This is a genomic window from Afipia birgiae 34632, assembly GCF_000308295.2.
GTDB lineage: Bacteria > Pseudomonadota > Alphaproteobacteria > Rhizobiales > Xanthobacteraceae > Afipia > Afipia birgiae.
This window is the reverse complement of sequence record NZ_HG326652.1, coordinates 1,894,325-1,904,304: the sequence shown is the minus strand read 5'-3', so window position 1 is coordinate 1,904,304 and position 9,980 is coordinate 1,894,325. Positions and strand designations below refer to the sequence as shown.

Genomic DNA, 9,980 nt, shown 5'->3' with positions numbered 1-9,980 from the left:
GTGGGGAGGGTGGCTGGCCGAAGGACGGCCGGGTGGGGTGACTTCGATCTTAGGGATCAGGCAAAACAAAATGCTCAATTTCAAAAATCTCTTCCGCGCACCCGAAGCCAAGGCCTCGCGCACGGCGCAGGTGCTGGCCTTCGAGTCCGGCGGGCGGGCGCGGTGGACGCCGCGCGACTATGCGGCGCTGGCGCGGGAGGGCTATCTCGCCAACGCCATCGTGCACCGCGCGGTGCGCTTGATCGCAGAGAATGCTGCGTCCTGCGGTTTTCTTCTCTATGAAGGCGCGCAGGAGCGGGACGGCCATCCGCTTGCGCAGCTTCTGACCAGGCCCAACGCGAGGCAGGACGGCGCGAGCTTCTTTGAGGCGCTGTACGCGCACATGCTGCTCGCGGGCAATGCTTATGTCGGGGCCGTCGCGCTTGGCGATCAGGTCCGCGAGCTTTACGCGCTGCGGCCGGATCGTATGAAGGTGGTGCCCGGTCCCGACGGCTGGCCGGAGGCGTATGAGTATAGCGTCGCGGGCCGCAGCGTGCGGTTCGATCAGCTTGCGTCCAGCGTGCCGCCGATATTGCATCTGACGTTTTTTCATCCGCTCGACGATCACTACGGTCTCGCGCCGGTGGAGGCCGCAGCGGTCGCGCTCGATACGCATAACAGCGCCGCAAAATGGAACAAGGCTCTGCTCGACAACGCTGCGCGACCCTCCGGTGCGCTGGTCTATTCCGGGCCCGAAGGCGCGGTGTTGTCGGATCAGCAATTCGACCGGCTCAAGCGCGAACTCACCGACACCTATCAGGGCGCGGTGAACGCCGGGCGGCCTCTGCTGCTCGAAGGCGGGCTGGACTGGAAGGCGATGTCGCTGACGCCGAAGGACATGGATTTTCTCGACGCGAAGAATTCCGCCGCGCGCGAGATTGCGCTCGCCTTCGGCGTGCCGCCGATGTTGCTCGGCATTCCCGGCGACAACACGTATGCGAATTTTCAGGAAGCCAATCGCGTGTTCTGGCGGCAGACGATCCTGCCGCTAGCGTCGCGTGTCGGCAGCTCATTGGCGCAATGGCTGTCGCCGCAGTTTGGCGGCGAACTGCGTATCGTTGTCGACACCGACCGGATCGATGCACTGGCCAGCGACCGGGCCGCGCTGTGGGATCGCGTCGCCAATGCGCCGTTCCTGACGCTCAACGAAAAGCGCGAGGCGACGGGTTATGCGCCGGTGGCTGACGGCGACCGGCTGGGGTGACTTTTCTTATCCCTCCCCCTTGTGGGGAGGGTCGACCGAGCGAAAGCGAGGTCGGGGTGGGGGTATGTCAAATTCGCTGTCGACGTAAAGCTACACCCACCAGACTGGCCTTCGGCCAGCCACCCTCCCCACAAGGGGGAGGGATGAGCAAGAGCCCCAGGATCCGTCATGTCCGATCTGATCCGCATCTTCACCGAGCGCGGCGATCTTGCGCATCTGGCGCTGCTGCTGTGGGCGCTGGCGGCCACCTCGCCGAACAGGCTGGCGTAACCTTCCACCGTTCCGTCGCTCGCGAGCGACACCCGGGATGTGGATGAAATCGGCGCGTGCATGGGCATCCTCGCGAACTGCGCGTGGTTGAGTGAGCTCAGGAATGTTGGGTGGCGACTAGCCGGGATTGCTCAACGTCATTGCGAGCGAAGCGAAGCAATCCAGAAAACCAAAGACTGGATTGCTTCGTCGCTTACGCTCCTCGCAATGACGGGCTGAGCATTCATTACTTTGCGCGCTTCGAATTCTTTCGTCGCGATGGCCTGCCACGCGCAGGCTTCGACGCCACCGGCCTGGTCGGCGCCTTGTGCTGGATCCTGTCGAGATGGGCGAGGAATTCGCGAAACACCGTCAAATGATCCGGCGACGATTTCTTCTCCGGCTGTATCGCACGCAGCACCGTATGCAATGTATCCATAAATCAATCCTCGTTGATGAAATGAGTAAGATCGCGTTGCCCCTTCGCCCGGCGGTTGAACCGCGAGAGCTGGCGGACGAATTCATCGAAGCGCCGCGACGCCGCCGCCAATTCGCGCAACGTGATCCGCGCAATTTCGAGCGTTCGCGAGATCTCCGGCAACGTCTACAAGAAGCCGTTCATGACCGCGGGCCCCGCGACCGGATGGGTCGGCGAGACCGATACGCGCGCGCAGACCACATCGCCGACGCTCGATGCGTTGAGCTTTCCGGCGATGGAGCTTTACGCCATGCCGGCCGCGACGGCGACGCTGCTCGACGACTCGGCGGTGAACATCGACGAGTGGATCGCCTCCGAGGTCGAACTGACCTTCGCGGTTCAGGAGGGCGCGGCCTTCGTCAACGGCGACGGCAGCAACAAGCCGAGGGGTTTCCTCAACACCACGGCGGTGGCCAACGGGTCGTGGACCTGGGGCAATCTCGGTTATGTCGCCAGCGGCAGCGCGGGCGCGTTTCCCTCGAGCAATCCGTCCGACGTGCTGGTCGATACGATCTATGCGCTGAAGGCGGGCTATCGCCAGAACGGCGCCTTCGTGATGAACCGCAAGACGCAGGCCGCGATCCGCAAGTTCAAGGACACCACCGGCGCGTATCTGTGGCAGCCGCCGGCGCAGGCGGGCGGGCGCGCATCGCTGATGACGTTCCCTCTCGTGGAAGCCGAGGACATGCCGGACATCGCCGCGAATTCGCTGTCGATCGCGTTCGGCGATTTCCGCCGCGGCTACCTGATCGTGGATCGTCTCGGGGTGCGCGTGCTGCGTGATCCGTATTCCGCAAAACCCTACGTGCTATTCTACACCACCAAGCGCGTCGGCGGCGGCGTTCAGGACTTCGACGCGATCAAGCTGGTGAAGTTCGCGGCGAGCTGAGAACAACGCGCGGCGCGCATCATCTGCGCGCCGCCGTGCCGCTTTCAGCAGCGGCCCTGTTTCCAGAGGCCGGGAGGGCAGCCGCGGCCGCGCCAGCCGACCTTGCGGCCATGGCTCCAGCCATGGTGCTTGTAGCCGTGGTGCTTGCCCCAGCCGTGTCCCTTGCCGTGGCCGCCCTTGACTTCAACGATGTCGGACGACGCGGCGTGGCTGATTGCAGGGCTTGTTGAATGGGCAGGCAGCGCCGAGGCCTGTGATGCCGCAAATGCGACAGGCAGGGCAAGGGCAAGGCTGAACAGAATCTTCTTCATCGCGTGGTCTCCTGATGATCGGCACGAGCGCCGGCGCAGTTCCGGCATGACGAGGCTGCCGGGAGCATCCTCACGCGGCGCGCCTGAACAGCGGATGAAGGAACCTGACATTCGGCCGCCGAAATGCGTCGAGCGAGTAGAGAACGCTGACAGACAGTCGGCTTCCGCAGGCGATCCCGATTTCTCTTCACTTCCTTTCATAGGTCACTTCGCATGTCCGCACGCGAGGATGCTTACGCACGCCATCAGCAGTAGTGATGGATGCGGCCGGATGCGCTTCGCTGGATACGTCCTGACGCCGCGCGGTTTCTCAAGCCGGGTACTGACCCGGCCACCGTCTATCCAGCGCTGGAGCGCAAATACAGCCCGAACCAGCCGCGCGTGCCGGCGGGCAATCCCGACGGCGGGCAGTGGACGGATGGTGATGGAAACGGAACGCCCCGCATCGCGAGGCCGATGGGACGTGTCGATCTCGGCGATCTCAGCGAGATCGGCAATCTCGGTCTGTTTCAGATTACGCCGAGGGAGCGGGACAACAGTGACTATGCACAGCTTGCGGGGGATGTGCCGACGGGAGATAGTCCCGAACTCCCCGCCGGTGAGCCGCCTGAAATCCCACAGGTGCGGCCGAAAACGAGCGCAGAACGAACGGCGTATATGCGAGCCGCTGCAAACTGGTTGGCGCGAAATGCCGGCCCTGCCGCAGACCTATATGTGGTTGCGATCAGCAATGTTGAGTGGCTGAAGGAACGTCAGAATCTTATCCATGCAGCGCGTGATGAACCGAAAGCTCTTGAGGAGCTTCAGGCGGGCGTCGGCAAACGAAGGCCAGGATACGACGATCACCATATTGCCGAACAAACATGGGCGGAATACTTCGGTTTCACGCGAAGTCAGATTGATGATCCATCAAATCGGGTTAGTATTCCACGCTTAAAGCATTATCAGATTACCGGGTGGTATGGGGCGCCTAATCGCGATTTTAGCGGGCTGTCGCCGCGAGAATACTTAGCTGATAGAAGTTGGGAGGAGCGGATGAAGATCGGCCGCTACGCGCTTGTTCGATTTGGAGTTCTCAGGCCATGAGGAAAATCGAACTCTCGGCAGTAAGCGTCGATGATTTAGTTCAGCGTTTTGCTGCAGTGACGCGGGAGCAAGATAAAGCGCTTCTGGTCGGACAAACTGCAAAATTCAATCGGCTGTTCGATCGGATGATGGAAATTTACGATGAACTGAAACGCCGCCCAGGCGATCAACGTAGTGCTCTTGTTAGCCTCTTCACTTATCCAAACATGCAGGTCAGACTGCAGGCAGCCAAACTAACCAAAGAGATTGCGCCGCTTGAGGCACGCGCCCAACTTCAGGCTATTGTCGATTCAAAGTGGTTTCCGCAGGCAGGAGATGCCGGAATGTCGCTTAGCATAATGGATGGTGATCTAAAGTTAGAGCTAGATGGCCGCGGTTGAGCGCATGAAGAAGCGAACTTTCAGTCTAGGCCTCTTAAGCCATGAGCCGCCAAACAAATCCGGAAACGGCAAGTGTCGAAGATCTTGTAGCTTTGTTTACTGGCGTTGCCATCAAGCAGAATGCCGCGTTAGAGAATATTCGCACGTCTGAATACAATCGCTTGTATGGAATAATGGAGGAAATTGTAGCTCAGTTGAAATCGCGCCATGGCGATCAGCGGAGCGCATTGCTGCCGCTTTATCGGCACCCCAATCCGACGGTACGATTCAAGGCTGCTATGGCTACGCTTTTTTTGCGCCTCGTGAAGCAAGGAAGTCTTGCAGCTGATCAAGGATCGGGAGGAGTTTCCGATTGCGATGAATGCATCTGAGATGCTGAGCGCAAACGATGAAGGGCGATATATTCCAACTTAAGGTCGCGCGTGCTGCGCGCCCCGTATTCCGCAAAGCCCTATGTGCTGTTTTACACCACCAAACGCGCCGGCGGCAGCGTCCAGGACTTCGACGCGATCAAGCTGGTGAAGTTCGCGGCGAGCTAAAATGAATTGTTCTGGCCGGGTAACAAGAGCGAAGCGCTCTTCGCTTCGATTGCCAGGCATTTGCGTTTTTTCGAAGAGAAACTCATTTCCGGAACATTTGTCGAGCACGCATTTCCATTGTGGAAGCCTGCGGGATAACGAGAGTTATCGCAGTGAATATGACTATCCAGAGCAGAAAGTATTGCAACCCGCCGATCCCGCCAGAAATCATAAAATAAGCGATAGCCAGAAGAGGCGGTATACCGATGATGCGGCTTTTGTACGTTGGCAGCAAAATCAGCGGCAGAAGGGCAACAGGAAGAAACAACATCGCCATGAATGTGACGCCGATCATGGCCCACGTCGTTGCGCTATGCTCGCCAAAAATGCCCGCGTAGAAGAAGCCTACGACTGGCCATCCCAGACCGACCCAAAGAAATGCCTTTCGGGTTTTGATCACCCACGGCTTAAGAGGCAGGACGCTTTTTGTCACTGGCGGCCTTCAACCGTTCATAATGACGGTGTGTCCCTGCCGGGTCGGGTGGTCGGCGGCAACCAGATGAGCAGGGTCCGTGGCGAGTACCGCTTCCGGCAGCGGAAGCGGCTCCAGTCCGGCGAAGCGGCGATAGATGGCGCCCATCAATGCGCCGACGATGGCCATGGCGGGCAATAGCAACAGTGGCGTGATGTATCCCGCCGCGGCAAGCGCTACGGCGGAACTGATAATGGCGCCGATCACGGCGTAATCGATTCCACGCATCCGGTTCATGGAGCGGGCGATCGCGTGGGTTACCTGAACGATGATCGCAGCGGGAATCGCAGTGACCATCAGGACGATCACGGTGAGATAGGATGGCGCCGCAATCATGGTCACGACTTCCGACCAGTTGAAACGCGTGATCAAGCTCCCCAGGTCCATAGCCGAGGAAAAGAGCGGAACGACCACTACTGCAAATACTGCCGCCGGAACGATGGCTGCGATCATGGTGGCAGAGATGGAACTGCGAACGCGTACCGGCCCGTTGAATATGGCAGTCGGCGGAGCGTCAGCGGCAGGCGCTGCGCCGGCAAAGGCGCGCGCGATGAATTCACGGCCGGCGAACTGCGCATATATCGAGCCTGCGATCATGCCGATTAAAAGCGGGAGAACCGCTGCGGTCACTTGAGCGCCCGGAAGCGGCGGCCACATCATAAGTCCATTCGACAGCGCGAAGGCGTATCCGACGACCATTGCTGCTCCGCCCATCAGGCCGTAAGCGAGCCGGGTAGCAATGCCGAACGAACGCAAAAGCCGGTGACCGGCGAACAACATGCTCCCGTCGATGAGGATGCGTCGCGCGAAAATCTGAAAGGCCTGATCCGGCGAGGGAAGCGGCATTTGATGCGCACTGAAAGTCGCCAGCCCGAGCGACGCCATCACGCCATGGTAAGCGAGGATAACGAGCAGCGCGCCTATGAACGCGCGCGCCGAGTTCCGGATCACTGACATCAATGCACCCTATCTGGCTGACTGCGACTCGAACGGGTGCTGAAGGTGGGGAACCTGCGATTGATATGCGGTTAAAGTGCTCGTTGAAGTTAAGTGCCAAGGATATGAAGGTTGCTAGTTTGTCGCCGGACTGGATAAAATTGAATCGATCTTGTGACCGTGCAATCCCGGCGTTGGCGCTACGGAACAGATCAGGAGAAATTCGCGATGAACATTCCCGCCAGAATACTGGCAGCATTGATGGTGCTCGTCGCTGCTTTCGCGCTCTCCGCCAACACCCCTGCCGCCGCCCGCGGCGGGGCGGCGGCGAATATCATGAGTTCGCCGGGCTATCAGCGGGCGCTTGAGGAATCGCGCAAGCGGTATCGGGAGTCCGCGACACAGCCTCGGGTTCAGCCGTCAGCGGTTCACAAGCGCAAGAAATCGCGGCATCACAGCCCGCGCGACTGAAACGCCGTGGAGCATTACGCGCGGTTGTGCTGAAACATTTTCAGAAGCGTGGAAATTCTAGATGCACCGGAAATTGATCTCGACGGTGCGGATCATGTTCTAGGGCACCGTACCCACACCGATGCCAACGCTGCCGCCGAATCGGATGCAGCTATCCGAACCCGGCATACGGACGAAGCCCGCGCCGAATTCGGAGCAAGCTGTTGGTTGCCGGCGCGCCGATGGTTGCTTGAGGGGCTGATCCTGCTTCAGGGCCTGCGGGCGTTGACGAGGTGTCTTCGTTTCCATCTGCTGCGCATATGCAGCCGACGCCAGCGCGGCGCAGAACACCACAACAGTGATTGACCGGAAGATGTGCGCGAGAAGGTGATGCATCGTCGTCAGTCCCGGTTGGTTGATGAAGCGGTCGGACGCCGCCGCGGCAGAGTCAACGTGGCTGCTCCCCGACGCGCTGCACCAGGATGCGTGTGTTGTTGCGCCCGCCGGCAAAGACCGCGTGGCGGGCGGTGTTGATGAACAGCAGGCGGTCGTCGTCCGAGATGCGGGCTTGCAGCGCATAGGTGCGGCGCGGCTTGATCGATGACTGATCGAAACGCAGCCGGTAGGGGATCGGGCTGCCGGTGGCGCCGGTGATGCTATCCTCGGCAATCACTTGCGCCGGCGCGTCGGCAAGCGAGATATCGACGAGTTGCACGAGCACGGTTGCGGTTGGCGGCAGCGCCATGCGTTCGCGATAGTTCACGGTTCCCATCAGCATCGTGCTCTGCGCCACCGCGTTTGTGGCGGGCAAAAGCAGCGATGTGGTGAGAAGTCCTATGATACCGCGTCGTGAAATCATGATGGCCTCCGGTTTCGTTTATCAATCAGAAGGTAGAGGATCGCCCGTCCTTTGTCAGGTCCGGCGCGGGAACCGGTTTTACGGAATCTCCGCGCCCCAGCTTCGCGCGGTCTTCACGATCCACTCTCTATATAGTGTCAGCGGGGTTACGCCGGTGAGGCCGCCGCAGCCGGCTGAATTGTTCGCGCCCGTCGACCAGCTCACCACACCAACGACGATGCTGTTGCCATCCTGATCTTCGAACGCAGGCGCGCCCGAGTCTCCGGTGCAGGCGCCCATGCCCGCGCTTTTGTTCTGGGTTTGTGGATCCACCAAACGCACCTGCAACGTGCCGGGCTGGCCGGTGACAGCGAGCGGCGCCGCGCGGACCGTACCGACACCGGAGTCGATTCCTGCAACCGTTGATCCGATACCGACAACCGTGAAGCGCGACACGGGCGAAAAGGGAATGCGCGGAACGCCGAGAAGCGCGGCCGACTTGCCGGGCATCGGTGCGGACAGACGCAGCAGCGCGACATCCGCCGTGGCCCGATGCGCCGTGATGAACTGTGCGTTGTAGCGCGGGTGCACCGCGACCTGTTGCGGTGCGATCAGCCGAGGCGGTTTCGCCGAGTAGTCGATCACGCGATTGGCTGGGCCCGGCGCGATGCAATGCGCGGCGGTCAAAATGATGTTCGGCGCGATCATCGTACCGGTGCAGACGCCGCCGCCCGCCGCAGCGACGGTGACGATGGACTGCGCGACGCCCGTGCTGGGCGCGGAGCGGCTGCCGGTAATGGCGTGTGACGGCTGCACGAATGCAAATGTAGCGATGAGGGCGGCACAGAGGCGGGCAAGCAGGATCATCCGCAAGGTTGAGCCTCGCGGCGCGCGCTTTGTCAACCGATCAATGATGATGCGGCGGCAAGGATCGGGAGTGCTGGTCGTCCCGGCGAAGGCCGGGACCCATACTCCCTGTCGTTGCGATCGATAACGAGAATTTGCGATCCGTTGCCACTGAGAATTGGGGGTGATGGGTCCCGGCCTTCGCCGGGACGACGCAGACAACGTGATCTCAGTTTACATGAAAGTTTCATCACATGCCTGCCTATCTCATTACCGCGCCAGCGGCCGAGCCACTGTCGCTTGTGGACGCGAAGCACTTCCTGCGCGTGGAACACGGCGACGACGACGCCATCATTACGGCGCTGGTGTCCGCCGCGCGCAACCATATCGAGGCGCTGACGCGCAATGCACTGATCGTGCAGACCTGGCGGCTGGTGCTCGACCGCTGGCCTGATGGCGGACGTATCGCGCCGCGCATCGGCCCGCTGCGCGCGCTCGCCGCAGCCCGCGTATTCAACGCGGAGAATGATGCGAGCACGATTGATCCCGAGATCTTCGTGGTCGATGCCGCGGCGGGTGTACTTGCCGCGCCGAGCTGGTCGCTGCCGGTGCCGGGGCGCAGCGTCGCGGGCATCGAACTCGATATCGAAGTCGGATTCGGCGCGGCGGCGAGCGACGTGCCCCCGACATTGCTGCAGGCGATCCGCATGCTGGTGGCGCACTGGTATGAAAACCGTGGCCTCATCGCCATCGGCTCAAGCGTCGCGGTGATGCCGGCCAGCGTCAACGCCATGATCGCCTCGCATCGGGTGCTGTCGCTATGATCGATCCCGGACAGTTGAAGACCCGGCTGGTGATCCAGCGGCCTGTCGAGACGCCTGACGATCAGGGCGGGGTGGTCCGCACCTGGACGACGTTCGCCACGGTGTGGGCGCAGGTCACGCCGCTATCGGCACGCCGCGGCGTCGAGGCGGATTCCGACGGTGCGACGCAGAGCTATCGCATCGTCCTGCGCAGCAACTTCTCGTTCACGCTGCAGCATCGCTTCAGTGACGGCGCAAGGATCTATCGCATTGTCGCGATCCGCGACCGCGACGACCGCCGCTTTATCGAGATCGATGCGGACGTGCGGGTCTCGTAATCGGCCTTTATTCCTCCCCCTGTGGGGAGGGTCGGCCGAGCGAAGCGTGGGCCGGGGTGGGGCTTCGGGCTACTCGCGCGATC

The 9,980-nt window shown here is 61.3% G+C and carries 14 protein-coding genes and 3 pseudogenes; 9 read left to right on the top strand and 8 right to left on the bottom strand.

Annotated elements, in window-relative coordinates:
* Positions 1-70 precede the first annotated feature (70 nt).
* Positions 71-1,243: a phage portal protein gene (locus BN32_RS09080; RefSeq protein ID WP_019197851.1), complete on the top strand. Its 1,173-nt coding sequence runs from the start codon at positions 71-73 to the stop codon at positions 1,241-1,243.
* Positions 1,244-1,488: 245 nt separating this feature from the next.
* On the opposite strand, the pseudogene BN32_RS27665 reads toward BN32_RS09080, so the two are convergent.
* Together BN32_RS27665 and BN32_RS09075 are read right to left on the bottom strand one after the other, a co-directional pair.
* Positions 1,489-1,575 (bottom strand): annotated as a pseudogene (locus BN32_RS27665) (HK97 family phage prohead protease); the annotation flags it as partial.
* A gap of 164 nt (positions 1,576-1,739) precedes the next feature.
* Positions 1,740-1,931, bottom strand: coding sequence for a hypothetical protein (locus tag BN32_RS09075; RefSeq protein ID WP_019197849.1), 192 nt, complete (start codon positions 1,929-1,931; stop codon positions 1,740-1,742).
* Between the two features lie 124 nt (positions 1,932-2,055).
* Here BN32_RS09075 and BN32_RS09070 point away from each other — a divergent pair.
* Positions 2,056-2,859, top strand: a pseudogene (locus BN32_RS09070) (phage major capsid protein); the annotation flags it as partial.
* A 44-nt stretch (positions 2,860-2,903) separates the two neighbouring features.
* On the opposite strand, the gene BN32_RS26760 reads toward BN32_RS09070, so the two are convergent.
* On the bottom strand, positions 2,904-3,170 hold the full coding sequence (locus tag BN32_RS26760; RefSeq protein WP_152343865.1) for a hypothetical protein: 267 nt from the start codon (positions 3,168-3,170) through the stop codon (positions 2,904-2,906).
* A 261-nt stretch (positions 3,171-3,431) separates the two neighbouring features.
* Between BN32_RS26760 and BN32_RS09060 the strand changes: the two genes are divergently transcribed.
* The 4 genes and pseudogenes from BN32_RS09060 to BN32_RS26125 form a co-directional block, all read left to right on the top strand.
* Positions 3,432-4,256, top strand: a complete 825-nt coding sequence (locus tag BN32_RS09060; protein WP_019197846.1) for a hypothetical protein — start codon at positions 3,432-3,434, stop codon at positions 4,254-4,256.
* Positions 4,253-4,636 (top strand): DUF2019 domain-containing protein, encoded by a 384-nt coding sequence (locus BN32_RS09055; RefSeq protein ID WP_019197845.1) that lies wholly within the window; start codon positions 4,253-4,255, stop codon positions 4,634-4,636. The genes BN32_RS09060 and BN32_RS09055 overlap by 4 nt, the downstream gene beginning before the upstream one ends.
* A 41-nt stretch (positions 4,637-4,677) precedes the next feature.
* On the top strand, positions 4,678-5,007 hold the full coding sequence (locus BN32_RS26130; protein WP_084494561.1) for a DUF2019 domain-containing protein: 330 nt from the start codon (positions 4,678-4,680) through the stop codon (positions 5,005-5,007).
* 48 nt (positions 5,008-5,055) lie between these two features.
* Positions 5,056-5,175: pseudogene (locus BN32_RS26125) on the top strand (phage major capsid protein); the annotation flags it as partial.
* Positions 5,176-5,257: 82 nt separating this feature from the next.
* Here the strand turns inward: BN32_RS26125 and BN32_RS09050 are convergent.
* Complete coding sequence (locus tag BN32_RS09050) at positions 5,258-5,647, bottom strand: hypothetical protein (RefSeq protein ID WP_019197843.1); 390 nt, start codon at positions 5,645-5,647, stop codon at positions 5,258-5,260.
* 9 nt (positions 5,648-5,656) lie between these two features.
* Positions 5,657-6,643 carry a hypothetical protein gene (locus BN32_RS09045; RefSeq protein WP_019197842.1) on the bottom strand — a complete coding sequence of 329 codons (987 nt, stop codon included), beginning with the start codon at positions 6,641-6,643 and terminating at the stop codon, positions 5,657-5,659.
* Positions 6,644-6,850: 207 nt separating this feature from the next.
* Here BN32_RS09045 and BN32_RS09040 point away from each other — a divergent pair, with 207 nt between their 5' ends.
* Positions 6,851-7,093: a hypothetical protein gene (locus BN32_RS09040; protein WP_040426187.1), complete on the top strand. Its 243-nt coding sequence runs from the start codon at positions 6,851-6,853 to the stop codon at positions 7,091-7,093.
* Positions 7,094-7,192: 99 nt separating this feature from the next.
* Here BN32_RS09040 and BN32_RS09035 read toward each other — a convergent pair whose 3' ends face one another.
* From BN32_RS09035 to BN32_RS09025, 3 genes are all read right to left on the bottom strand, one after another.
* Positions 7,193-7,468, bottom strand: coding sequence for a porin (locus tag BN32_RS09035; protein ID WP_019197840.1), 276 nt, complete (start codon positions 7,466-7,468; stop codon positions 7,193-7,195).
* 52 nt (positions 7,469-7,520) lie between these two features.
* Positions 7,521-7,931, bottom strand: coding sequence for a YbaY family lipoprotein (locus BN32_RS09030; protein WP_019197839.1), 411 nt, complete (start codon positions 7,929-7,931; stop codon positions 7,521-7,523).
* A 78-nt stretch (positions 7,932-8,009) separates the two neighbouring features.
* A complete protein-coding gene (locus tag BN32_RS09025) occupies positions 8,010-8,777 on the bottom strand; it encodes a S1 family peptidase (RefSeq protein ID WP_019197838.1) in 768 nt (255 codons plus the stop codon).
* A 233-nt stretch (positions 8,778-9,010) separates the two neighbouring features.
* Between BN32_RS09025 and BN32_RS09020 the strand changes: the two genes are divergently transcribed.
* Both BN32_RS09020 and BN32_RS09015 read left to right on the top strand, forming a co-directional pair.
* The gene (locus BN32_RS09020) at positions 9,011-9,580 is read left to right on the top strand and encodes a head-tail connector protein (protein WP_019197837.1); all 570 of its coding nucleotides are present in this window, start codon (positions 9,011-9,013) and stop codon (positions 9,578-9,580) included.
* Positions 9,577-9,897 carry a phage head closure protein gene (locus BN32_RS09015; protein ID WP_019197836.1) on the top strand — a complete coding sequence of 107 codons (321 nt, stop codon included), beginning with the start codon at positions 9,577-9,579 and terminating at the stop codon, positions 9,895-9,897. Before BN32_RS09020 ends, BN32_RS09015 begins: the two co-directional genes overlap by 4 nt.
* Positions 9,898-9,980 lie beyond the last annotated feature (83 nt).

Excerpts from the sequence above, each read along its gene's own strand:
- BN32_RS26130 (WP_084494561.1), top strand. The coding sequence starts at position 4,678 with ATGAGCCGCCAAACAAATCCGGAAACGGCAAGTGTCGAAGATCTTGTA.
- BN32_RS09080 (WP_019197851.1), top strand. The coding sequence starts at position 71 with ATGCTCAATTTCAAAAATCTCTTCCGCGCACCCGAAGCCAAGGCCTCG.
- BN32_RS09045 (WP_019197842.1), bottom strand. The coding sequence starts at position 6,643 with ATGTCAGTGATCCGGAACTCGGCGCGCGCGTTCATAGGCGCGCTGCTC.
- BN32_RS09035 (WP_019197840.1), bottom strand. The coding sequence starts at position 7,468 with ATGCATCACCTTCTCGCGCACATCTTCCGGTCAATCACTGTTGTGGTG.
- BN32_RS09020 (WP_019197837.1), top strand. The coding sequence starts at position 9,011 with ATGCCTGCCTATCTCATTACCGCGCCAGCGGCCGAGCCACTGTCGCTT.
- BN32_RS09040 (WP_040426187.1), top strand. The coding sequence starts at position 6,851 with ATGAACATTCCCGCCAGAATACTGGCAGCATTGATGGTGCTCGTCGCT.
- BN32_RS09075 (WP_019197849.1), bottom strand. The coding sequence starts at position 1,931 with ATGGATACATTGCATACGGTGCTGCGTGCGATACAGCCGGAGAAGAAA.
- BN32_RS26760 (WP_152343865.1), bottom strand. The coding sequence starts at position 3,170 with ATGAAGAAGATTCTGTTCAGCCTTGCCCTTGCCCTGCCTGTCGCATTT.
- BN32_RS09025 (WP_019197838.1), bottom strand. The coding sequence starts at position 8,777 with ATGATCCTGCTTGCCCGCCTCTGTGCCGCCCTCATCGCTACATTTGCA.
- BN32_RS09055 (WP_019197845.1), top strand. The coding sequence starts at position 4,253 with ATGAGGAAAATCGAACTCTCGGCAGTAAGCGTCGATGATTTAGTTCAG.
- BN32_RS09060 (WP_019197846.1), top strand. The coding sequence starts at position 3,432 with ATGCGGCCGGATGCGCTTCGCTGGATACGTCCTGACGCCGCGCGGTTT.
- BN32_RS09015 (WP_019197836.1), top strand. The coding sequence starts at position 9,577 with ATGATCGATCCCGGACAGTTGAAGACCCGGCTGGTGATCCAGCGGCCT.
- BN32_RS09030 (WP_019197839.1), bottom strand. The coding sequence starts at position 7,931 with ATGATTTCACGACGCGGTATCATAGGACTTCTCACCACATCGCTGCTT.